This is a genomic window from Kangsaoukella pontilimi (genome assembly GCF_009830125.1).
GTDB classification, from domain to species: Bacteria; Pseudomonadota; Alphaproteobacteria; order Rhodobacterales; family Rhodobacteraceae; genus Kangsaoukella; species Kangsaoukella pontilimi.
Genome location: NZ_WUPT01000002.1, coordinates 337,679 through 357,649 on the forward strand (window position 1 = coordinate 337,679; position 19,971 = coordinate 357,649).

The 19,971-nt window shown below is 64.5% G+C and carries 16 protein-coding genes; 4 read left to right on the plus strand and 12 right to left on the minus strand.

What is annotated here, in order from left to right:
* Window positions 1–69 precede the first annotated feature (69 nt).
* A complete protein-coding gene (clpB, locus tag GQ651_RS11115) occupies window positions 70–2,685 on the minus strand; it encodes an ATP-dependent chaperone ClpB (protein ID WP_160764324.1) in 2,616 nt (871 codons plus the stop codon).
* A 24-nt stretch (window positions 2,686–2,709) separates the two neighbouring features.
* Here clpB and GQ651_RS18915 point away from each other — a divergent pair, with 24 nt between their 5' ends.
* From GQ651_RS18915 to GQ651_RS11125, 3 genes are all read left to right on the plus strand, one after another.
* Entirely contained in the window at window positions 2,710–2,838 is a 129-nt protein-coding gene (locus GQ651_RS18915; RefSeq protein ID WP_264464697.1) for a hypothetical protein, read from the plus strand.
* A 9-nt stretch (window positions 2,839–2,847) separates the two neighbouring features.
* A complete protein-coding gene (gene pyrF / locus GQ651_RS11120) occupies window positions 2,848–3,570 on the plus strand; it encodes an orotidine-5'-phosphate decarboxylase (protein WP_160764325.1) in 723 nt (240 codons plus the stop codon).
* 216 nt (window positions 3,571–3,786) lie between these two features.
* Window positions 3,787–4,428 carry a Hint domain-containing protein gene (locus GQ651_RS11125; RefSeq protein WP_160764326.1) on the plus strand — a complete coding sequence of 214 codons (642 nt, stop codon included), beginning with the start codon at window positions 3,787–3,789 and terminating at the stop codon, window positions 4,426–4,428.
* Window positions 4,429–4,564: 136 nt separating this feature from the next.
* Here the strand turns inward: GQ651_RS11125 and GQ651_RS11130 are convergent, their stop codons facing one another.
* From GQ651_RS11130 to GQ651_RS11180, 11 genes are all read right to left on the minus strand, one after another.
* Window positions 4,565–5,491 carry an aldo/keto reductase gene (locus tag GQ651_RS11130; RefSeq protein ID WP_319637408.1) on the minus strand — a complete coding sequence of 309 codons (927 nt, stop codon included), beginning with the start codon at window positions 5,489–5,491 and terminating at the stop codon, window positions 4,565–4,567.
* Window positions 5,492–5,588: 97 nt separating this feature from the next.
* Window positions 5,589–6,674, minus strand: a complete 1,086-nt coding sequence (locus GQ651_RS11135; protein WP_160764328.1) for a BMP family ABC transporter substrate-binding protein — start codon at window positions 6,672–6,674, stop codon at window positions 5,589–5,591.
* 31 nt (window positions 6,675–6,705) lie between these two features.
* Window positions 6,706–7,638, minus strand: coding sequence for an ABC transporter permease (locus GQ651_RS11140; protein WP_160764329.1), 933 nt, complete (start codon window positions 7,636–7,638; stop codon window positions 6,706–6,708).
* Entirely contained in the window at window positions 7,638–7,970 is a 333-nt protein-coding gene (locus tag GQ651_RS11145; protein WP_160764330.1) for a hypothetical protein, read from the minus strand. Before GQ651_RS11145 ends, GQ651_RS11140 begins: the two co-directional genes overlap by 1 nt.
* Window positions 7,967–9,052, minus strand: a complete 1,086-nt coding sequence (locus GQ651_RS11150) for an ABC transporter permease (RefSeq protein ID WP_160764331.1) — start codon at window positions 9,050–9,052, stop codon at window positions 7,967–7,969. The genes GQ651_RS11145 and GQ651_RS11150 overlap by 4 nt, the downstream gene beginning before the upstream one ends.
* On the minus strand, window positions 9,049–10,587 hold the full coding sequence (locus GQ651_RS11155; protein WP_160764332.1) for an ABC transporter ATP-binding protein: 1,539 nt from the start codon (window positions 10,585–10,587) through the stop codon (window positions 9,049–9,051). The genes GQ651_RS11150 and GQ651_RS11155 overlap by 4 nt, the downstream gene beginning before the upstream one ends.
* Window positions 10,584–11,531, minus strand: a complete 948-nt coding sequence (gene xdhC, locus GQ651_RS11160; RefSeq protein ID WP_406565458.1) for a xanthine dehydrogenase accessory protein XdhC — start codon at window positions 11,529–11,531, stop codon at window positions 10,584–10,586. The genes GQ651_RS11155 and xdhC overlap by 4 nt, the downstream gene beginning before the upstream one ends.
* Window positions 11,528–13,840, minus strand: coding sequence for a xanthine dehydrogenase molybdopterin binding subunit (gene xdhB / locus GQ651_RS11165; protein WP_160764334.1), 2,313 nt, complete (start codon window positions 13,838–13,840; stop codon window positions 11,528–11,530). Before xdhB ends, xdhC begins: the two co-directional genes overlap by 4 nt.
* Complete coding sequence (locus tag GQ651_RS11170) at window positions 13,837–15,192, minus strand: xanthine dehydrogenase small subunit (protein WP_160764335.1); 1,356 nt, start codon at window positions 15,190–15,192, stop codon at window positions 13,837–13,839. The genes xdhB and GQ651_RS11170 overlap by 4 nt, the downstream gene beginning before the upstream one ends.
* Window positions 15,193–15,324: 132 nt before the next feature.
* Window positions 15,325–15,795 (minus strand): SRPBCC family protein, encoded by a 471-nt coding sequence (locus tag GQ651_RS11175; RefSeq protein WP_160764336.1) that lies wholly within the window; start codon window positions 15,793–15,795, stop codon window positions 15,325–15,327.
* Complete coding sequence (locus GQ651_RS11180) at window positions 15,792–16,136, minus strand: ArsR/SmtB family transcription factor (RefSeq protein ID WP_160764337.1); 345 nt, start codon at window positions 16,134–16,136, stop codon at window positions 15,792–15,794. The genes GQ651_RS11175 and GQ651_RS11180 overlap by 4 nt, the downstream gene beginning before the upstream one ends.
* 122 nt (window positions 16,137–16,258) lie before the next feature.
* On the opposite strand from GQ651_RS11180, the gene dnaE reads away from it, so the two are divergent.
* Window positions 16,259–19,717, plus strand: a complete 3,459-nt coding sequence (gene dnaE, locus GQ651_RS11185; protein WP_160764338.1) for a DNA polymerase III subunit alpha — start codon at window positions 16,259–16,261, stop codon at window positions 19,715–19,717.
* The last annotated feature ends 254 nt before the right edge of the window (window positions 19,718–19,971 follow it).

The following is a 19,971-nucleotide window of genomic DNA, read 5'->3' on the forward strand; positions in this document are numbered from 1 at the left end:
TAGGACCCGTTTCGATCGGGAGCAATCGCCAAGAAAAAGCCCCGCGGCTGGCGCGGGGCTTTCGATGGTTCAGTGCAGGACCGCTTCGTCCGGCGGCCTGCGGTTCGAGGTCGAGACCCGGTCGCCCACCAGGAGCCCATCCGACCCGGCGGTAACCGTAACGGTCTCGCCATCGCTCACGTCACCGGCCAGGATCATCTCGGCCAGCTGGTCCTGAAGGGCGCGCTGGATTACCCGCTTCAGGGGCCGGGCGCCGAACACAGGGTCATAGCCTTCGTCCGCCAGCCATGTCCGCGCGGCCTCGTCCAGCTCCAGCCCGATATTCTGCTTGGCCAGACGCCGTTCGAGGCGGCCAAGCTGGATCGAGACGATGCCGTCCATATCCGCCCGCGTCAGCCGGTCGAAGACGATCATGTCGTCGAGACGGTTCAGGAACTCGGGCCGGAAATGCGCCCGGACTGCGTCCATCACATCGCGCTTGGCGTCGCTGGCGTCCGAGCCTTCGGGAAGCTGGCTGAGCGCCTGAGAGCCTAGGTTCGACGTCATAACGATCAGCGTCTGCTTGAAATCGACCCGGTGTCCCTGACCATCGGTCAGAACGCCGTCGTCGAGCACCTGCAGAAGCACGTTGAAGACCTCGGGATGCGCCTTTTCGACCTCGTCGAACAGGACGACCTGATAGGGCCGCCGGCGCACGGCTTCGGTCAGAACGCCACCCTCGTCATAGCCGACATAGCCCGGAGGCGCGCCGATAAGACGGGCGACGGCGTGCTTTTCCATGAATTCGGACATGTCGATCCGGACCATCGCGTGCTCGTCGTCGAACAGGTACTCGGCCAGCGCCTTGGTCAGCTCGGTCTTGCCGACGCCGGTCGGGCCGAGGAACAGGAACGAGCCAAGCGGCCGGTTCTCGTCCTGAAGACCCGCGCGGGCCCGGCGGACGGCGTTCGAGACGGCACGCACCGCCTGACGCTGACCTATGACGCGCTTGCCGAGTTCTTCTTCCATTTTGAGAAGCTTCTCGCGCTCGCCTTCCAGCATCTTGGAGGTCGGGATGCCGGTCCAGCGCTCGACCACTTCCGCGATCTGCTCGGGTCCGACGGCCTCTTCGACCATGATGTCGTCCTCGGCGGCTTCGGCCTCGGTCAGTTGCTTTTCAAGACCCGGAATGACGCCATAGCTGAGTTCGCCCGCGCGTTGCAGGTTGCCCTCGCGCTTGGCCTGCTCAAGCTCGGCGCGCGCGCGGTCGAGTTTCTCTTTCAGGTCACGGGCCGATTCCAGCTTGTCGCGCTCGGACTGCCACTTGGCGGTCATCTCGGCCGACCGCTGCTGAAGATCGGACAGGTCGCGCTCCAGCTTCTCCAGCCGGTCTTTCGACGCGCGGTCGTCTTCCTTTTTCAGCGCTTCGGCCTCGATCTGCTTTTGCAGGATTTCGCGGTCGAGCGCGTCAAGCTCTTCGGGTTTCGAGTCGACCTCCATCCGAAGCCGCGACGCGGCCTCATCCACAAGGTCGATGGCCTTGTCCGGCAGGAACCGGTCGGTGATGTAGCGGTTCGACAGCGTCGCGGCCGCGACCAGCGCCGCGTCAGAGATCCGCACGCCATGGTGAAGCTCGTACTTCTCCTTGATGCCGCGCAGGATCGAGACGGTGTCCGTCTCGGTCGGCTCGTTCACCATGAGCGGCTGGAACCGCCGGGCCAGTGCCGCGTCTTTTTCGACGTACTTCCGGTACTCGTCCAGCGTGGTCGCCCCGACGCAGTGCAGCTCGCCCCGCGCAAGTGCCGGCTTGAGAAGGTTCGACGCATCCATCGCGCCGTCGCTTTTGCCCGCGCCCACGAGGGTGTGCATCTCGTCGATGAAAAGGATGATCTCGCCTGCTGCCGAAGTCACCTCGTTCAGCACGGCTTTGAGACGCTCCTCGAACTCACCCCGGTATTTCGCACCGGCAATGAGCGCGCCCATATCGAGCGCCAGGAGTTTCTTGTTGCGCAGGCTTTCGGGCACGTCACCGTCGACGATCCGCATGGCAAGGCCTTCGGCGATGGCGGTCTTACCGACGCCGGGCTCACCGATGAGAACAGGGTTGTTCTTGGTCCGGCGGCTGAGAACCTGCATCGCGCGGCGGATTTCCTCGTCCCGACCGATGATCGGGTCGATCTTGCCGTCGCGTGCGGCCTCGGTCAGGTCGCGGGCGTATTTCTTGAGCGCGTCATAGCCCTCTTCTGCCGAAGCGGTATCGGCGGTCCGGCCTTTGCGGACATCGTTGATGGCGGCGTTCAGCGCCTGTGCCGTGACAGCACCCGCGTCCAGCGCGTCCTTGGCTTTCGACCGGACGACGGCAAGCGCGGTGAGAATGCGCTCGACCGGAACGAAGCTGTCGCCCGCCTTCTTGGCGATCTTCCCGGCCTCGTCCAGAACCTTGACCGTCTGGCCGTCCATATAGACCTGACCGGCGTCACCGGTGACCTTCGGCGTCTTGGCCAGTGCCATGTCGACGGCTTCGACAACGCGCTCGGGCGCGCCGCCTGCGCGTTTGATGAGGTTGGAGGCCAACCCCTGTTCGTCATCCAGCAATGCTTTCAGCAGGTGTTCGGGAAGAAGCCGCTGGTGGCTTTCCCTGAGGGCGATCGTCTGTGCCGCCTGCAAAAAGCCGCGCGACCGCTCCGTGAACTTCTCCAAGTCCATGGTACTCTCCTTTACAAAGCGCTCATGGCGGTGGCACCCGGAACCGGCATGTCACCTGTGAGCCTCGGGAACTATCTGGGGTCGCCGACCGTTCCGCGCAAGAGCCGCGACGCGATATCACGCGCTCTTGCCGGGCGGGGGCGCGTCGTCTAGTGAAGCGCCATGACCACAGCAGATGACAGACTGATCGTTGCGCTCGACGTGCCGAATGCGCTGGACGGTCTTGCGCTTGCCGAGAGGCTTGGCGACGCTGTGTCGTTCTACAAGATCGGGCTGGGTATGCTGACCGGAGGCGGACTCGCTCTGGCCAATGAGCTGAAGTCCGAGCACGGCAAGCGCATTTTTCTCGACATGAAGCTGTTCGATATCGGCGCCACGGTCGAGGCGGCGGTGCGTGGCATCTCGAGCTTCGATCTGGACTTCCTGACCGTTCATGGCGACCCCCATGTCGTGCGCGCCGCGCGCGAGGGGGCCGGCGGCTCGACGCTGAATATCCTTGCGGTGACGATCCTGACCTCGCTCGACCGCGCTGATCTGGATGAGGGGCTTATCATTCCCGGTGATATTCCGGAACTTGTCCGGGAGCGCGCCGCGCGCGCGCTGGAGGCGGGCGCCCACGGCGTGATCTGCTCTCCGCAGGAAGCTGCGCTGGTGCGCGCGCTGCCCGAGGCCGAGGGCAAGCTGATCGTCACGCCGGGCGTGCGCCCCGTGGGCTCGGACCTTGGTGACCAGAAGCGCGTCATGACCCCTGCCGAGGCCATCGCCGCGGGTGCCGATCACGTGGTTGTCGGGCGTCCCGTGCACCGGGCTTCAGACCCTCTTGCTGCGGTGACGGCTGTCGTCGACGAGCTGAACGCCCCACAGGCTACCCGCCCCAACCACTGACGTCCCCGCGAACAAAGTGTTCCGGTTCGGCGCTTTGTTGGCCGGATTCGGGGAATGATTCCCATGGCCTCGGGCGATTGTTCACGATTTGGAAACGAAAACCGGCGCATATGGGGCAAGCTTCGCGGATTCACCATCACCGGACCCTAATTCGGTCACATTTCGACTTAGGCTGACAAGGTGCCGAAGAGGTATCGTGCGGAAGGGAACAGGCCTATGACGATGGTCGCAGATTTCTCGAAAGAGGATGCGCTAGCCAAGACAGGCGTCACCGGTATTTGCGCCGGGGCGAACCTGAGGACGCCCTGTGGCGGCCGACGGGTGGAATTCCTGCGCCAGGGTGACCTTGTGGTAACGCGGGACAATGGCCTGCAGCCTGTGCGCATGATCTGGACACGCACGGTCACGGCCAATGAAATCGCCGCCGATCCGTCGCTCGCGCCCATCGTGCTCCGGCCCCGCGCCGTGGGCCCGATGATGCCGCAGCGCACGCTCAGTGTCGGCAGCGCGCACCGGCTTCTGATCCCGGGGTGGCGTCTTCTCGATGAAGAGGACTCGGAAAGCTGCCTCGTTCCCGCCCGTGACATCGCCGGCCTGAACGACTCGACCTTCATCGACCGCGCGCCGGACGAGGTGACGTATTACAACGTGGTGTTCGACGAGCATCAGGTCTTTGCCGCCAACGGTCTTCCGGTGGAAAGCTTCCTCCCCACGCCGGACAGCCTGAAGGAAACGCCGAAACAGGTGCGCGAGGACTTCAAGAAGGTGTTCCCGGAACGGGCCCCGAAATTCGCCGATTACCCCGCCCCGCGTTACAAGCTGCGCGAGCGGGTTTCATATAACCCGGACTTCGCCTGACACGGGCGGAGGGACAGCAAACGACCAAGGCCAAGATATCGCGACAGGCCAAGACACGCGAGCAGTCGGGCGGCGACGGGGCCGGATAGGGACCCCGCGCCGCCTTTTCCTTGATGGGTAACTGGGCGCGGACGCCTCAGCTTTCCTCCAGACGGTCGTTCGCCGGCGCGGGCTTCTGCGACAACGCGGAAATCCGGCCCGACAGGTCGTCGTCCATGTCGAAGCCGATAGCTGCAAGCGACGGACGGAGCTGCTCCACCGACCGGGCCGAGATGATCGGTCCCCAGACGCCTTTCTGATGCGCGACCCAAGCCACCGCCAGCGTGGCGGGATCGACGTTCAGCTCGCGCCCGAGCGCCAGAAGGTCGGCCGCGGTCTGGTGCATCCAGTCGACGGCATAGCGCGCCTTGTATCGCGGATCGTCCAGCAGGCGCCCGCCCCCTGCCTCGGCGTATTTCCCGGTCAGAAGCCCGCCACCCAGTGGCGAGTAGGGGCAGACGGCAAAGCCTTCGGAGGCCGCCATCGGCAGGATTTCGACCTCGGCCTGCCGTTTGACCAGATTGAACATCGGCTGCAGGACGGCGATGTCGAACCCCATCTCCCGAGCGATGCCGCGTGCCTTCATGATCTGCCACGCGGCATGGTTGGACAGGCCCACATAGCGGACTGTGCCGCTTTCCACATATTCACGAAACGCGCCGAGCGTCTCTTCCAGCGGCGTGACCGGGTCGATCTGGTGCACGTAGAGCAGATCGACCGTCTCCAGTCCCAGCCGGCGCCGGCTTTCCGCGAATTGCGCGTGGATGGTCGCGGGCGACGCGTCGTTCGAGCCGCCGGTCTTCGTCGCGACGAAGACGTCGTCCCGCTCGGCGCGGACAAGATTTCCGGTGATCGTCTCCGACCGGCCTTCGGTATAGCCGTAGGCGGTGTCGAAGAAATTGATGCCCGCTTCGCGGCACGCGGAGTACATCGCGGCCGAAGCCGTCTCGTCCGCCTTGTCCCCGAATTGCATCGTTCCGAAGCTGAAGCGCGATACCGGCGCGCCCGATATGGTCGTGAGCATGAACATCCCCTTTCTCTGGGTCCAAGAAATCCCCGCCGGAGGCAAAAAGTCAAAGGCCGCCCGAAGGCGGCCTTTGCAATCTTCTCCGGTGTCCCGATCAGTTCGGGATTTCGGCGGTGATGCCCTCGACGTAGAAGTTGAGGCCAAGCAGTTCCTCGTCGGTCGCAACCTCGCCTTCGGCCAGCCAGGGCGTGCCATCCTGCTTGTTGATCGGGCCGGTGAACGGGTGGTACTCGCCCGCCGCGATCGCGTCGCGAAGCGCAAGCGCCTCGGCGCGGACCTCTTCCGGCACCGCTTCCGAGATCTCGCCGATCACGACCTCGCCTTCCGCGATGCCGCCCCAGTGGCGACCCGATTCCCAGGTGCCGTCCAGCACGGCGCGGACACGCTCGATGTAATAGGGCGACCATTCGTCGATGATTGACGAAATCCGCGGCACGGGGGCATAAGCGCCCATGTCGGAGGCCTGGCCGAAGGTGTAGACGGTGCCCTCGGCTTCGGCAGCGGCGGCTTGCGGCGCGGTCGAGTCGGTGTGCTGCATGATCACGTCGACGCCGTTTTCGATCAGCGCCTTGGCCGCGTCGGCCTCTTTCGCGGGATCGAACCAGGTATAGACCCAGACGACGCTCATCTCGACGTCGGGATTCACCTTCTTGGCGTGCAGATAGGCCGAGTTGATGCCCTGGATGACCTCGGGGATCGGGAAGGACGCGATGTAGCCGATCTTGTTCGACTCAGTCATGTGCCCGGCGATGGTGCCGATGACGGCACGGCCCTCGTAGAAGCGCGCATCATAGGTCGCGACGTTGTCGGCGGTCTTGTAGCCGGTCGCATGTTCGAACTTCACGTTCGGGAATTTGGCCGCGACATTGATGGTCGGGTCCATATAGCCGAAGGAGGTGGTGAAGATGATGTCAGCACCCTGCAGCGCCATCTGCGTAATCGCGCGCTCGGCGTCGGCACCTTCCGGCACGGTTTCCTGATAGACGGTCTCGACCTGGTCGCCGAACTCGGCTTCGACGGCAAGACGGCCCTGGTCGTGCTGATAGGTCCAGCCGCCGTCGCCGATCGGGCCGACATAGATGAAGCCCGCCTTGACCGGGCCGTCCCCATGGCTGCCTGCAAAGGCAGCGGTGGCGAGGGCGGTGGCAGCGACCCCGGCCAGGAATGTGCGTTTTTTCATTGTTCTCTCCCCTAGAGTTTTACGCGTCGCCTCATTTCGAGGCATGGAATACCCGTCCCAGTGATGCCGGCGCATTCAATGCGGCCCGGCTGCGGTCGGACGAGATGATAACAAGCACCGCGATGGTTATCAGGTAGGGCGACATCGACAAGAGTTCGACCGGAATCGCAACCCCGGCGGCCTGCAGGTTCAGCTGCAAAACCGTGACTCCGCCAAAAAGATAGGCACCGATCAGCACCCGCCACGGCCGCCACGAGGCAAAGACCACGATGGCAAGCGCGATCCAGCCCTGTCCGGCCGTCATCCCCTCGGTCCATTGCGGGACGATGACGAGGCTCAGGAATGCGCCCCCCAGCCCGGCGCAGGCACCGCCGAACAGGATGGCGGCGAAGCGCACCGTGACCACCGAATAGCCAAGCGCGTGAGCGGCGTCGTGGCTTTCGCCGACCGCGCGCAGGACGAGCCCGCCGCGTGTAGAGCGGAGAAACCACCAGACGCCCGCGACGAGGGCGAGCGACAGGTACACCATCGGGTGATGCGAAAAGAGGATTCGGCCTACAACCGGCAGGTCGGACAGCGGGCCGAGGTCGAGGCGGGGTGAGGATGGAGGGCGAACGCCCACGTATCCTTGTCCCATCAGTGCCGAGATTCCGAGACCGAACAGGGTCAGCGCCAGACCGGTGGCGACCTGATTCGACAAGAGGAACTGCGTGAGGACGCCGAAGAGGCTGGACAGCACCGCTCCGCCGATCGCCGCGACGACGAAGCCAAGTGCGGGCGAGCCGGTGGCCACCGCCGTGGCGAAACCGCAGACCGCACCCACGATCATCATGCCCTCGACACCGAGATTAAGCACACCCGATTTCTCGACGACAAGCTCGCCGATTGCGGCCAGCAGGATCGGTGTCGAGGCGACCATGAGAGAGGCCACCAGCAGAACGGGATTGATCGAAGACAGGTCCATCAGAAGAGCGCCATTATGTCGGAGGCCGGTGTCACGCGCGTGGTGACGAAGGCGATGATGAAGCCGGCGCCGACAGCGTAGATGCTCGCCAGAGATGCTGTCCGGTCGCCCTCGGGATTTGCGGTTTCCGGAAACAGCCGGTCGACCCAGCTTGTCCCATACCTGTCCCGTAGCGACCGGTAGCCCATGTAAAGCGCGAAGATCACCGCGTAGGTCAGCGCAAGCCACCACCATGCGAGGCCGACCGCCTCGAAAAGAGCGGCGATGATCAGCGCGACGAAGAAAGCGATGGCGCCACCCATGATGGCGATGAACAGGTCCAGCGCGATCATGCAGCGGCCTCCCGCCCGAACTTCACGCGGAAATGGGTCAGCACGTCGAACGCCAGAAGGAAGAACAGCAGCATCCCCTGGAACGCCTGTATCGCGGCGGATGGCAGGCCGAGGGACGATTGCGCCGCTTCGCCGCCGATATAGGTCAGCGCCATCAGAAGACCGGCAAGAAGAATCCCGATGGGATGCAGCCGTCCGAGGAAGGCGACGATGATCGCGGTAAAGCCGTAGCCTACGTTGAAGTCGATGCTGATCTGGCCGGCGGGGCCTGCGACCTCGAAGAGACCGGCAAGCCCTGCCAGCGCGCCTGAAAGGCCAAGGCAGAACAGGATCAGCCGGTTGGGGTTCACACCCGCGAAGCGTGCGGCGCGGGGGCTTTCGCCGGTCAGGCGGATGTTGAAGCCCATGATGTGCCGGCTGAGAAGGATATAAGCGAAGATCACGGCGATCAGAGCGGCCACCACGCCCCAGTGCATGCCGGTGCCTGCGATCAGCTCGTTATTCGCGGCGCTTTCGTACTGGCGAAGGTTGCGTGACCCCGGAAAGCCCGCGCCCTCGGGGTTCCGGAGAAGGCCGAGCGACATGGACGCAAGGATTTGCTCGGCCACGTAGACCAGTAGCAGCGACACGAGGATCTCGTTGGTGTTGAAGCGTGTCTTCAGGATGCCGGGGATCATCGCCCAAAGGAAACCGCCGACCGCGCCGCCAAGGATCATCAGCGGGAAGATCAGCCAGCGCGCCTCCATCGGGTAGAAGGCAAGGCCCACGGCAGCACCGCAAATTGCGCCCATGATATACTGACCTTCGGCGCCGATGTTCCAGATGCCCGCCCGGAAGCCGAGCGCGAGCCCGATGGCGATCAGGATCAGCGGTCCGGCCTTCACCAGAAGCTGGCCCCGGTAGTAGAAGGCGAACTCTCCAAAGAGCGGGTCCCAGAAGATGGTGCGGATCGCCTCCACAGGGTCTTTGCCGAGTGCGGCGAACATCAGACCGCCCGCGATCATCGTGGCGATGACGGCAACCAGCGGCGTCAGGTAGGACCATGTCCGCGACGGGGCCGCGCGTTTTTCCAGCCGGATCATATCGCGGTCTCCTCGCCCACATGGGCGACTTCCATGCCATGCGCGCCGCCCAGCATCAGGCCGATCTGCTCCAGCGTCAGTCCGCGCGCATCCACGGGCGCGGAAAGACGGCCCTCGTTGAGCGCGGCAAAGCGGTCGGAGATCTCCATGATCTCGTCCAGGTCCTGGCTGATGACGATGACAGCCGCACCCTCGGCGGCAAGATCGAGAAGTGCCTGACGGATAGCCGCCGCCGCCGAGGCATCGACGCCCCAGGTCGGCTGATTGACCACCAGCACTTTCGGCTTCTGCAGGATTTCCCGCCCGATGACGAATTTCTGAAGGTTGCCACCGGACAGTGCTCCGGCGGCATTGCCGGGGCCGGGTGTTCTGACGTCGAAGTCCCGAATGACCTCTTCGGCATAGGCGCGGGCGCCCTGCCAATCGAGGAAGCCGTTTCTGACCAGCCCCTTGCGGGTATGGGCCGTCAGCGCAGCGTTCTCGGTCAGGCTCATATTCGGCGCGGCGGCGTGGCCTAACCGTTCCTCTGGTGCCGCCAACAGGCCCAGCTTGCGGCGCGCGTTCGGGCCAAGGTGGCCCACCGGCGCCCCGCCGAGAAGGATCGCATCGCGCGGTGCGCGCAGTTCGCCCGAAAGCGCGCCGAGAAGTTCGTCCTGTCCGTTGCCAGCCACGCCGCCGATCCCCAGAACCTCGCCTTCGCGCACCTCGATCGAGATATCCTTGAGCGACGTCCCGAAGGGCGAGGCCGAGCGCAGGTTGAGCCCCTTTATGGACAGGGCGACATCGCCCATCGCGTGGCTTCGCGCCGTTGGTGTTCTGAGTTCCGCCCCCACCATCATTTCCGCGAGTTCCCGCGCCGAACGTTCGCGCGGGTCGCAGGTGGCCACAACCTTGCCCAGCCTCAGGATCGTCGCCCCGTCACAAAGCGCGCGGATCTCTTCCAGCTTGTGGCTGATATAGAGGATTGAAGTCCCTTCGGATTGCAGCTTGCGCAGCGTCTCGAACAGGATCTCGACCTCCTGCGGGGTCAGGACGCTTGTGGGTTCGTCCATAATCAGAAGCTTGGGGTCCTGCAGCAGACAGCGCACGATCTCGACCCGCTGGCGCTCGCCCGCGGACAGGTCGCCCACAAGACGCGTCGGGTCGAGCGGCAGGCCGTAGGTCTCGCTGACGTCGCGGATCTGGCTGGCGAGCGCCCGCATCGGCGGCGGGTTTTCCATGCCGAGCGCTACGTTCTCGGCCACGTCCAGCGCCTCGAACAGCGAGAAATGCTGGAAGACCATCGCGACGCCGGTTGCGCGCGCCTCGTTGGGGCTGCCGGGGGCATAGGGGGTGCCGGCGAAGGTCATCTGACCTGCATCGGGCTTGACCAGACCGTAGATCATCTTGACCAGTGTGGACTTGCCAGCGCCGTTCTCGCCCAGAAGCGCGTGGACCTCGCCGCGACCCACGCTGAATGACACGCCGTCATTGGCGACCACGCCCGGGTAGGCCTTGGTCAGGCCGTCGATCCCGATCAGGTCGGGCCGGCTCACGCCTGTTTTCCGATCATCGCGGTGTCCCCTTGTCCCCGCGCCAGTATCTCCGCCCCGACGCCGAGCGCAATCTCTTGCGGGTGTTTGCCCAAGAACGGGTCGCCGATGGGACAGATCATGCGGTCGATTTGAGCAGGCGTATGCCCGAGTGCCGCCAGACGCGACCGGAATCGCGCGCGCTTCGTGTCCGAGCCGATCAGGCCGAGGAACGCGAAAGGACGGCCAAGAACGCGATGGCAGATCTCCAGGTCGAGCGCATGGGAGTATGTCAGCACATAATGCTCGGCATGGGAGGGGGCGAGTGGCACAAGGTCGGCGGGGTTGGCGGCGGTGAGTGTCTGGATGCCATGCGGAACGGTGTCGGGAAACCGGTCCTCGCCGCTGTCGGCCCAGGTCAGGGACAGTGCCGGCAAGGGGGCCAGAACATTTACCAGCGCGCGCCCGACATGACCCGCGCCCCATATCCAGATCGCGCGCTCGGGCCGTGCGACCGGCTCGACGATCCAGCCGTCGATCAGCCGTGTCGTGACGTTCCGCCGCCCGCTCCGCGCTTCAGACAAGAGGCGGGTAACGGTCAGCGGTCGCTCCGCGCTTCCGCCGGGGGCGGGCCGGGCAATGATGTCGCCCTCGCTGATGTCATTCAGCCGCGTTTCGCTCCAGACCTCGGTCAGGAGCGTGACTGCCCCGCCGCAGCACTGCCCAAGCGCGGGACCAAGCGGATGCCGCTCCACCTGGTCTTTCCCTGCGGCCAGCACCTTCCGCGCATTCTCTATCGCGGCGAATTCCAGCGCTCCGCCGCCGATGGTGCCTTCGGTCCAATCCGGCCCGACCAGCATGGAAGTCCCCGCACTGCGCGGTACCGAGCCGCGCGTCTCGACGACCAAGATGCGGGCGACCGGACCTTCTGCCACCGCTCGGGCGATATCGTCGCGGTCGAAGCTCACGTGCAAACCCGTTCGACCGCCCGCAGTACCTGCTCCGCCGTCGCCGGCGCATCAAGGTCGGGATAGGCCTTGCCGCACGAGGCCACAGCATCGCTCAGTGCCATCAGCGCCGAAATGCCCAGCATCAGGGGCGGCTCGCCCACCGCTTTCGAGCGATAGACCGTCTCTTCACGGTTCGCCCCATCCCAGAGCGCGACGTTCAGGATATCGGGCCGGTCGGAACAGGCGGGTATCTTGTAGGTCGAGGGCGCGTGGGTCCTGAGCCGGCCCTTGCCGTCCCAGACCAGCTCTTCCGTTGTCAGCCAGCCCGCTCCCTGCACATAACCGCCCTCGATCTGGCCGATATCCAGCGCCGGGTTCAGGGACGCGCCGCAGTCGTGGAGGATATCGGTGCGGAGGATACGGTTCTCGCCGGTCAGCGTGTCGATGGCGACCTCGGTCACGGCCACGCCATAGGCAAAGTAGAAGAATGGCCGCCCTTCGCCCTTTATCCGGTCCCAGACGATCTTGGGCGTGGCGTAAAAGCCTGTCGACGACAGGCTCACCCGCGCCATGTAGGCGTCGCGCACCACCTCGTCGAAACTCAGCGCCTCGCCCCCGACCAGCACTTTGCCACCTTCGAAGCGTACCTCCTCGGGCCGCGCCTGCGCGCGCTCGGCGACGAAGACGGCCAGCCTCTCGCGTATCGTGTCGCAGGCGGCCTGCACGGCCATCCCGTTCAGGTCCGAGCCGGACGAAGCCGCCGTGGCCGACGTGTTCGGCACCTTGCCGGTGTCTGTTGCGGTGATCTTGACCCGCTCGATCCCGATCCCGAACCGCGACGCCGCCACCTGCGCCACCTTCTGGAACAGGCCCTGTCCCATCTCGGTGCCGCCGTGGTTCATGTGGATCGACCCGTCCTGATACACGTGGACCAGTGCGCCCGCCTGATTCAGATGGGTCAGCGTGAAGCTGATTCCGAATTTCACCGGTGTCAGCGCAATGCCCTTTTTCAGCACATCGTTCCGGGCATTCCACTCGGCCACCGCCGCGCGGCGCGCGCGATAGTCCGAAGTCTCCACAAGGCGCTCGGTCATCTCGTGGAGGATGAAATCCTCGACCGGCATGTGGTAATGCGTCGTCTGCGTCTTCGCCTGTTCCGAAATATCCCCGCCGGAGGCGCCGGCCAGAGGCCGGTAGTAATTCGCCCGCCGGACGTCCAGCGGATCGCGCCGGACGGCATGCGCGACGTGGTCCAGCACCCGTTCGATCCCGACCATGCCCTGCGGCCCGCCGAAGCCGCGAAAGGCTGTGGCGGATTGGGTGTTGGTCTTCAATCGGTGCGATTCCACCCGCATGTTCGGAATGAAATAGGCGTTGTCCGCATGGAGCATCGCCCGATCCGCCACCGGCAGGCTCAGGTCCATCGACCATCCGCAGCGGCAGAGTTGCAGGAATTCGATCCCCGCGATCCGCCCTTCGCCGTTAAAGCCCACGCGGTAATCGATCCGGAAATCGTGCCGCTTGCCGGTGATCGTCATGTCGTCGTCGCGGTCATAACGCATCGTGGCGGGACGGCCTGTCAGCCGCGCGGCCAGCGCGCATGCGATGGCGAGGCTGTTGCCCTGGCTCTCCTTGCCGCCAAAGCCTCCGCCCATGCGCCTGACTTCGCAGCGGACCGCGTGCATCGGAAGGTGGAGCGCATGGGCCACCTTGTGCTGAATTTCGGTCGGGTGCTGGGACGAGGAATAGACCAGCATGTCGCCCGCTTCCTGTGGCAGGGCGGCGGCGGCCTGACCTTCCAGATAGAAATGCTCCTGCCCGCCGATCTCGATCGAGCCTGTCAGGCTGTGGGGCGCCGTCGTTATGGCTTCCGCCGCGTCTCCTCGGGTGTAGATTCGCGGTCCTTCTTCGAAGCGGCTTCCGGCCTCCATTGCCTCCTCGATGCTCAGGATCGCGGGAAGCTCTTCGATGTCGTAATCGGCCAGCGCCGCCGCGCGCCGCGCCAGAAGGTGGCTTTCGGCGATCACCAGAAAGACAGGTTGGCCCACGTACTGCACCGTATCGCCCGCCAGAAGCGGTTCGGGCGAGGGCGAGGGCGAAACGTCGATCTCGTGATCCAGATCGGCGGCAGTGATCACGGCCAGCACACCGTCGGCGGCGCGCACCTTGGTCAGATCAATCGAGCGAAGACGTCCATGCGCCACCGGCGCTGTTCCGAACGCCAGATGGACGGCGCCCTCGGGCAGGGGCAGGTCGTCGACGTAACGCGCCTGACCGGTGACGTGCAGCGCGGCGCTGTCATGGGGCAGCGGTTTTGCGACGGTCATGGCGCGACCTCCAGCACCGAGACCGTCTCGCCGGAGAGATCGCGGAAATAACGGCGCAGCATGTTCCCGGCCGTTTTGAGGCGATAGTCGGCGCTGGCCCGCATGTCGCTGAGCGGGGTGAAATCCTCGCCCATCTTCGCGGCCGCTGCGACGATTGTCTCGGCTGTCCAGGGCTGACCCAAAAGCGCGGCCTCTACCGATGCGGCGCGTTTCGGGATGCCTGCCATGCCGCCAAAGGCGATTCGGGCCGATGTGACTGCGCCGTCCTCGACCGTCACGTTGAAGGCCCCGCAGACCGCCGAGATATCCTGATCGAACCGTTTCGACAGCTTGTAGACCCTGAGAGACGGTGCCTCGGCCGGGATCGTTACAGCCTCGACGAACTCGCCTGGTGCGCGGTCCTGTTTGCCGTAGTCGAGGAAGAAGTCCTCAAGCGGAAGATCGCGCCGCGTGTCACCCTTCCTCAGGTGCAGCGTCGCGCCAAGAGCGATCAGCGCGGGCGGGTTGTCTCCGATGGGCGAGCCGTTGGCGATGTTCCCGCCGATGGTCGCCGCCTGCCGGACCTGATCCGAGCCATAGCGGCGGACCATTTCCGCATAGGACGGATAGCGCCCGCGGAGCATCGGCAGAAGCGCCGCCATTGTGACGCCGGCGCCGATCCGTATTTCGTCGCTTCCCGTCTCGATCCTCTGCAGGTCGCGACAACGGTGCAGGAAGGCGACCTTGTCCAGATCGCGGAACTGTTTCGTGACCCAGAGACCCACATCGGTCGCCCCGGCAATCAGCGTGCCGTCGGGATTTGCCTCGTACCACGCCGCCAGCGCGTCAGCTGTTTCCGGCGCCTCGGGCAGGACGTCCACCCCGGGCGGCGTGTCGCGCATCCAGTCGGGCGCGGCGATCCCCTCGATCGCTTCGGCCGCGCGGACGATGGGCGCGTAACCGGTGCAGCGACAGAGGTTACCGGCCAGCGCGTCGTCATGGTCGGTTCTGCCGTTCAGGTGCGCGGTCGCCATAGAGACGATAAAGCCGGGGGTGCAGAACCCGCATTGCGAGCCGTGGGCCTCGACCATGGCGACCTGCGCGGGGTGCAGGCTGCCGCCCGGTCCGGCGATCCCCTCGACCGTGCGTAGTGCCTTGCCGTGCAACTGGGGCAGGAACAGGATGCAGGCATTCAGCGCCCTCGCGCCCCGGTCATCGGTCACCATCACCGTACATGCGCCGCAATCGCCCTCGTTGCAGCCTTCCTTCGTGCCCTTCAGGCCGCGCGTCTCGCGCAGCCAGTCGAGCAACGTCACCGTCGGCGCCGCTTCGATCGACACAGTTTCTCCGTTCAGAGAAAACGTGACTGTCATGTGAAATCCTGCCGCCTTACCCGAATTTGCGTATCGCAAGGCGCGTCGTCGATGCGGCGTAGAGGACGCGCCAGCCCTGGTTCAAAAGTGAACAAAAGAGCGACCGGAATGGCAAGCGCAAACTTCTGGGTGTCAGGTCAGGCTGTCGGACAGCTCATCCAGTTGCCGGAACGTTGTTCCCCAGCCGTCGTAGAAGCCCATCTGCTCGTGCTTGGCGCTGGCCTCAGCCGAATTGTGGAGCGCGGTCGCCCGGTAGAGCGTGCCTCCGTCCTGCGGGATCAGTTCGGTGATCGCGGTCAGAAACGGCTGCCCGGCGGGGCGGAACCCTGCCGTCATGGCATCCGTCGTGACGAGGCGGCGTGCAGGCTCTACCTCGACCACACAGCCTTGAAGCGGCATGACGGTTCCATCGGGAAGCGTCATGGTCAGATTTGCGGCGCCGCCCGGATGGAACTCGTAATGGACGTCGCTGACCTTCACGGGCTTCGGGGCGAACCATTGGGCGAACAGCTCGGGATCCGTCCAGCAACGCCAGACCATTTCGGGTGAAGCCTTCATGAAGCGCTCGAGGCGCAGGTCCCTTTCGGGGTCGAAGGTCGTCATTCAGTCTCTTCCTGTTTGAGTGGCTCTTCCAGGCCTTCTGCCAGCGCGCCGAGGCGGTCCAGACGCGCCTCCCATATCCGGCGCTGCCGTCTCAGCCAGTCTTCGGCCTCGGCCAGCGGCCCCGCTTCGATGTGAACCGTGCGGATCCGGCCCTTTTTCTCGGATCGGACCAGCCCTGCATCTTCGAGAACCCGGAGGTGGCGAAGAAATGTCGGCAGCGCGATGTCATGGGGCGCATGCAGCTCGGAGACAGGGGCGGATCCTCTGGTCAGCCGCTCGATGACAGCGCGGCGGGTGGGGTCGGAGAGGGCGGAAAAGAACCGGTCGATTTGGTTAGTCATATGGCTAACTATCTGCCTATAGGTGCGTTGTAAATATAGTTAGCTGCTCTGCTAAGTTTTTTCTTCCGGGCAGGCCGGTTATGGCCTTTTCGAAGCCTCTGCCCACAACATAGAGTGGCGTCATGACCACCGCGCCCCGATTCATCCATCTTCGCCTGCACACCGAATATTCCCTTCTGGAAGGTGCGGTACGGCTGAAAAAGCTGCCGGGTCTTTGCGCCAAGGCCGGGATGCCTGCGGTTGCGGTGACGGATACCAACAACCTCTTCGCAGCGCTGGAATTCTCGGTCTCGGCTCTTGGTGCCGGCATTCAGCCGATCATAGGCTGTCAGATTGATGTGGCCTACGAGACGCCCGCGCCGGGCGAGAAACAGGTGCCTCCCGCGCCGGTCGTTCTGCTGGCGCAGAGTCGCGCCGGGTATGAAAGCCTGATGAAGCTGAATTCGGCGCTTTACCTCCGCGAGCAGGACATGCCGCAGGTGACGTTGGACGATCTTGCCCAGCATTCGGAAGGTCTGCTCTGCCTGAGTGGCGGGCCGGACGGCCCTGTCGGGCGGCTGATCCGCGCCGGACAAACCCCGCGTGCGCAGGCGGTGATGACCCGGCTGGCCGCGATCTATCCCGACCGACTCTATGTCGAGCTTCAACGGCATCCGGGCGAAGGCGGGTCGCTGCCCGAGGCCGAGCGTCTGACCGAACGACCAACGGTCGAGATGGCCTATGCGATGAACCTGCCGCTGGTCGCCACCAATGACGTCTATTTCCCGAGCGCCGAGATGTACGAGGCGCATGACGCGCTGATCTGCATCGCGGACGGGGCTTACGTGGACCAGCAGGCCCCCCGCCGTCGCCTGACCCCGCAGCACTATTTCAAGTCACCGTCCGAGATGGCCGCGTTGTTCGCGGACCTGCCCGAGGCGCTGGAAAACACCGTCGAGATCGCGCGCCGCTGCGCCTATGCCGCCGAGCGGCACGATCCGATCCTGCCACGGTTTGCCGAGGACGAGGTCGAGGAACTTCGCCGTCAGGCGCGCGAGGGGCTGGAGGAACGTCTCAAGGTTATCGAGCCTGCCGCGCCCCGCGAAGAGTATGACAAGCGGCTCGATTTCGAGTTGGGCATCATCGAGGGGATGGGCTTTCCCGGCTACTTCCTGATCGTTGCGGACTTCATCAAATGGGCCAAGGATCACGACATTCCGGTCGGACCTGGCCGTGGCTCGGGCGCGGGCTCGCTTGTGGCCTATGCGCTGACGATTACCGACCTCGATCCGCTCCGCTATTCGCTTCTGTTCGAGCGGTTCCTGAACCCAGAGCGGGTGTCGATGCCCGACTTCGACATCGACTTCTGCATGGACCGGCGCGAAGAGGTGATCCGCTACGTGCAGGAGAAATACGGTCACGACCGGGTCGGTCAGATCATCACCTTCGGCGCGCTTCTGTCCAAGGCGGCGGTGCGTGACGTGGGGCGCGTTCTGCAGATGCCCTACGGCCAGGTCGACCGCCTGTCCAAGCTGATCCCGGTCGAGGGGGTGAAACCCGTCTCGATCGAAAAGGCGCTGGCGGATGAGCCGCGCCTGAGGGAAGAGGCGAAGGCCGAAGAGGTCGTGCAGCGGCTTCTGACCTATGGCCAGCAGGTCGAGGGGCTCTTGCGGAATGCGTCCACGCACGCCGCCGGTGTCGTGATCGGGGACCGGGCGCTGGACGAGCTGGTGCCGCTCTACCGCGACCCCCGCTCCGAGATGCCCGCGACCCAGTTCAACATGAAGTGGGTCGAGCAGGCCGGGCTTGTGAAATTCGACTTTCTCGGCCTCAAGACGCTGACGGTCATCCAGAACGCGCTGAACCTTCTGAAAGAGCGCGGGATCGAGATCGACATCGGGCAGATCCCGCTGGACGATCCGGCCACCTACGAGCTTTACGCCAAGGCCCGGACCGTTGCCGTGTTCCAGGTGGAAAGCTCGGGCATGATGGATGCGCTGCGGCGCATGAAGCCCACCTGCATCGAAGATATCGTTGCGCTGGTGGCGCTGTATCGTCCCGGTCCGATGGAGAACATCCCGCAATATTGCGACGTCAAGAACGAGCGGGCCGAACGCGAGACGTTGCACCCGCTGATCGACCATATCCTGGACGAGACGCAGGGCATCATCGTCTATCAGGAACAGGTGATGCAGATCGCGCAGGAGATGGCGGGCTACAGCCTCGGCGGCGCCGACCTTCTCCGCCGCGCGATGGGTAAGAAGATCCAGGAGGCGATGGACGCCGAGCGGCCGAAGTTCCTTGAAGGCGCGGCCAAGAATGGGGTGGACAAGGCGAAGGCGCTGGAGGTCTGGAACCTTCTCGACAAGTTCGCGAACTACGGCTTCAACAAGTCCCATGCCGCCGCCTATGCCGTCGTCAGCTATCAGACCGCATGGCTGAAGGCGAATTACCCGGTCGAGTTCATGGCCGGTGTCATGAACTGCGATCTGCACCTGACGGACAAACTGTCGATCTATGCCGAAGAGGTCCGGCGCGGGCTGGATATCGAGATCGTTCCGCCCTGCGTGAACCGGGCCGAGCCAACGTTCTCGGTGAAGGACGGAAAACTGGTCTACGCGCTGGGCGCGCTCAAGAATGTTGGCGTTGAAGCGATGCGGCTCATCGCGGAGGCGCGTGGTGACAGCCCCTTTGCGACGCTCTTCGACTTCGCCCGTCGGGTGGACCTAAAGCGGATCGGAAAGCGGCCATTAGAGATGCTGGCGCGCGCGGGTGCCTTCGATCAGCTCGACCCGAACCGGCACCGTGTGTTCAAGTCGCTCGATGCGCTGACGGCCTATTCCGCCGCGATCCACGAGCAGCGCGGCAGCGCGCAGGTATCGCTTTTCGGGGACGCGGGCGAAGACCTGCCCGAACCGCGCCTGTCGCCCGTCGATGACTGGCTGCCGAACGAGCGTCTGTCTGAAGAACACACCGCCATCGGCTTCTATCTGTCGGGCCATCCGTTGGACGACTACGCCGCGGCGCTGAAGCGGCGAGGTCTGATGACGCTGGCCGAGCTTCAGGAAAAGGCGGAAGCGGAAGGCGCGGCCATCGCGCGGGTGGGCGTTATCGTCTCGGCGCTTCAGGAAAGGAAGTCGGGGCGCGGGACGCGGTTTTTCCGGATGAACATTTCCGATCCGACGCTTCAGGTGCCGGGCATGGCGCTCTTTCCCGAGGATTTCGACACGTGCCGGCGGGTCTTCGATCAGACGACGCAGGTGGTGATGACGCTTGAAGCGCGCTTCAACGAGGGTCAATTCGACCCGATCGCACGGGGCGTCGCGCCGATCGACAACATCGTTGATGCCGACACCGCCGGTCTGGACGTGATGATCGATGATCTGGGCGCGGTCGGGCTGATCCATTCGGTTCTGGAACGCTTCCGCAATGATGGCTCGGTCAAGACCAAAGGGCCCATCCGGATCACCGCGCTGGACGTGCCCCTGCCCGGTGCCGCGCAGGACGTGCCGGTTCATATCGGTGACGGCTGGCCGGTTTCACCTACGATAAAAGGCGCGCTCAAATCGCTTCCCGGTGTTGTCGTTGTAGACGATTTCTAGGCCGACTCAGTGCGGCCCTTTCGTCGGACAGGTTCCCGATTTGCGCAGGCCTATGCGGGAACAAGTCGGATCTGATACAACCGTGAGCGGGTAACTTGTGTCTGTTTCCGGGAATTTTGTTTACCGGCAGCCAATTTCCGCCGACCATGCCCGTATTCCAAGAAGTAGTTTTGCTTTTGAGGCAGTGCCTCGCGGTTTCGAGTTTCTTTTTATTGGTATCGAGGCGACAGAGCCAGAACCGTTGGGCGTCACTG

Bases quoted from the DNA above. Each gene is read 5' to 3' on its own strand.
- GQ651_RS11130 (WP_319637408.1), bottom strand. From the start codon at position 5,491: ATGCTCACGACCATATCGGGCGCGCCGGTATCGCGCTTCAGCTTCGGA.
- dnaE (WP_160764338.1), top strand. From the start codon at position 16,259: ATGACCACCGCGCCCCGATTCATCCATCTTCGCCTGCACACCGAATAT.
- clpB (WP_160764324.1), bottom strand. From the start codon at position 2,685: ATGGACTTGGAGAAGTTCACGGAGCGGTCGCGCGGCTTTTTGCAGGCG.
- xdhB (WP_160764334.1), bottom strand. From the start codon at position 13,840: ATGACCGTCGCAAAACCGCTGCCCCATGACAGCGCCGCGCTGCACGTC.
- GQ651_RS11170 (WP_160764335.1), bottom strand. From the start codon at position 15,192: ATGACAGTCACGTTTTCTCTGAACGGAGAAACTGTGTCGATCGAAGCG.
- pyrF (WP_160764325.1), top strand. From the start codon at position 2,848: ATGACCACAGCAGATGACAGACTGATCGTTGCGCTCGACGTGCCGAAT.
- GQ651_RS11145 (WP_160764330.1), bottom strand. From the start codon at position 7,970: ATGATCGCGCTGGACCTGTTCATCGCCATCATGGGTGGCGCCATCGCT.
- GQ651_RS11135 (WP_160764328.1), bottom strand. From the start codon at position 6,674: ATGAAAAAACGCACATTCCTGGCCGGGGTCGCTGCCACCGCCCTCGCC.
- GQ651_RS11175 (WP_160764336.1), bottom strand. From the start codon at position 15,795: ATGACGACCTTCGACCCCGAAAGGGACCTGCGCCTCGAGCGCTTCATG.
- GQ651_RS11140 (WP_160764329.1), bottom strand. From the start codon at position 7,638: ATGGACCTGTCTTCGATCAATCCCGTTCTGCTGGTGGCCTCTCTCATG.
- GQ651_RS11180 (WP_160764337.1), bottom strand. From the start codon at position 16,136: ATGACTAACCAAATCGACCGGTTCTTTTCCGCCCTCTCCGACCCCACC.
- GQ651_RS11125 (WP_160764326.1), top strand. From the start codon at position 3,787: ATGACGATGGTCGCAGATTTCTCGAAAGAGGATGCGCTAGCCAAGACA.
- GQ651_RS11150 (WP_160764331.1), bottom strand. From the start codon at position 9,052: ATGATCCGGCTGGAAAAACGCGCGGCCCCGTCGCGGACATGGTCCTAC.
- GQ651_RS18915 (WP_264464697.1), top strand. From the start codon at position 2,710: ATGGCGGTGGCACCCGGAACCGGCATGTCACCTGTGAGCCTCGGGAAC.